Consider the following 1,771-nt stretch of genomic DNA (forward strand, 5'->3'; position numbering starts at 1 on the left):
CAGTCAGAAAACCCCGTTTGGTAGTTACAGATGACCCCCACCACCAGACCCAGCCCACCTAGCGCGGCGAGCCACTGAAAAGCGCGGGCCAGAGAGCGAAGCCGAAGTAACAGTAGCAGCCCTGATCCTATCATTCCCAGCACCATCAAAAGCATCGGGCCGTAGACGACACGATCCAGCCAGTGTGCGGGAAGTGCACGAAAGATTAAGGCCAGGAAGCAGGCGGGTGGCAAGCCGAGCAGTAGGTTCAGAATCGCAATCACGATCTCCTCAGCATTGCGTGTTGATTGTGTGGGGCGCTCGCGTGATTGTTGCTGCTGTTGCATCTACTCGTCATCGCCCATTTTGCGGAGCCAGAAGGGGAGCAGCATCAGGCCAAGAGCGGCCAGGAGGATGCCACTCAGATAGAGGATAAGAATGAGAGGCCACTCGAAAGGGGACACTTTCCAGAGTTCATAAGCAAATGCCCCAAGTGTACAGAGCCCTCCCAGAGCCGCTAGCCACTGAAACACACGTGCCAGGCTGCGTTGTCGTAGTAAGAGCGCGAGACCAGCAGATACGAGAGCAAAAGCAATGAGAACCCATGACCCCACAATGAGCCAGTTGGCCAGGCTGCCCGGAGGCTGCTGGGGAATCATCACCATCAAGAATATGGCGAGGGGCAAACCTAAGAGCAAGTCGAGCGTTGCGATCACGATCTCCCCAACGTTGCGGTGGGGTGTTTGCTTGGGGCGCTCTCGCTGTTTTTGTTGCTGTGTCATCTCCAGAGAAGACGGTGGTGAGTAGCATACGGTTACGGTCGTGAAAAAATACTTAGGGATGATATTGACATACCTCTGATTCCGATGTATAGTCAAAATATGAGCCGAGAGCTACCAAAAAACGACCTGCCGACCCTAATCCTTGCGGTGCTAGCGGATGGCCCACGTCATGGATACGCCATCGCGCGGTCTATCGAGGCCCGTAGCGAGGGCATGCTAACGGCGCGAGAGGGCACTCTCTACCCGTCACTGCGCCAGCTAGAGAGCGACGAGTTTATCGAGAGCCTGTGGGAGCACCCGGTCTCCGGGCCTGCTCGCAAGGTCTACCGCCTCACCGAGACGGGGCAAGCCGAGTGTGCACGGCGCGTTGCGGCCTGGCAAAAATACGCCGCCGCGTTTGGTGCGATTGTAGGAGGGAAAATTAATGAACAGCCCGCTTGATGTCTATTTAGAGGAGCTAGGAAAGGGCCTCAATCCCTTACCCATTCACGAGCGCTTAGAGCAGCTTGACGAGGCAAGAGCGCACCTTGAAGGTCTTACCGAGTCCTACCAGGAGCTTGGCCACGAGGAGCAAGAGTCCCAGGTGCGTGCCGTCGCGCAGTTTGGCGATGTGAAAACAGTCGCACGGGAGCTAAGCAGCGCTGTGAGAAAGCAGAACCTCTGGCACGCCGCGGGTGTGGCGGCGATTTTCTCCGCGATCCAGAATGTTATTTCGATGCCGTTTGCGACGCTCCTGATGGTCACTGGCTTGCAGCAGTATGTTACTGAAATAATGGTCGGATCGGGCATCGTAGCCAACCTGATCGCAGGCATGGTCTTACGTCGCTTGGTGCCAGGAAACACGCTGCGTCCCTTGCTCCTCCTGAGTGCTGTCTACCTGCTTCTCTTCTTCATAAACCTGCTTCGGTTTTGGCTACAGCTGGGAGCCGTTGGCAACGCAATCGCCCCACAGTGGACTGCTGTTGCTTTTCTGACCTCAGGAGCTCTCCAAGAGCTCCGCTATGCACGAC

At 56.5% G+C, this 1,771-nt stretch carries 4 protein-coding genes; 2 read left to right on the forward strand and 2 right to left on the reverse strand.

Going from position 1 to position 1,771, the window contains the following annotated elements:
- Window positions 1-326: hypothetical protein (locus tag RMO15_RS22670; RefSeq protein ID WP_309717639.1), on the reverse strand; the 326-nt coding region annotated here is incomplete at its 3' end.
- A complete protein-coding gene (locus RMO15_RS22675) occupies window positions 327-761 on the reverse strand; it encodes a hypothetical protein (protein WP_309717641.1) in 435 nt (144 codons plus the stop codon).
- 99 nt (window positions 762-860) lie between these two features.
- On the opposite strand from RMO15_RS22675, the gene RMO15_RS22680 reads away from it, so the two are divergent.
- The gene (locus RMO15_RS22680) at window positions 861-1,202 is read left to right on the forward strand and encodes a PadR family transcriptional regulator (protein ID WP_309717644.1); all 342 of its coding nucleotides are present in this window, start codon (window positions 861-863) and stop codon (window positions 1,200-1,202) included.
- A partial coding sequence (locus RMO15_RS22685) for a hypothetical protein (RefSeq protein WP_309717646.1) occupies window positions 1,186-1,771 on the forward strand: 586 nt, incomplete at its 3' end. The genes RMO15_RS22680 and RMO15_RS22685, both read left to right, overlap by 17 nt.

The organism is Armatimonas sp. (genome assembly GCF_031410135.1).
Taxonomy (GTDB): Bacteria; Armatimonadota; Armatimonadia; order Armatimonadales; family Armatimonadaceae; genus Armatimonas.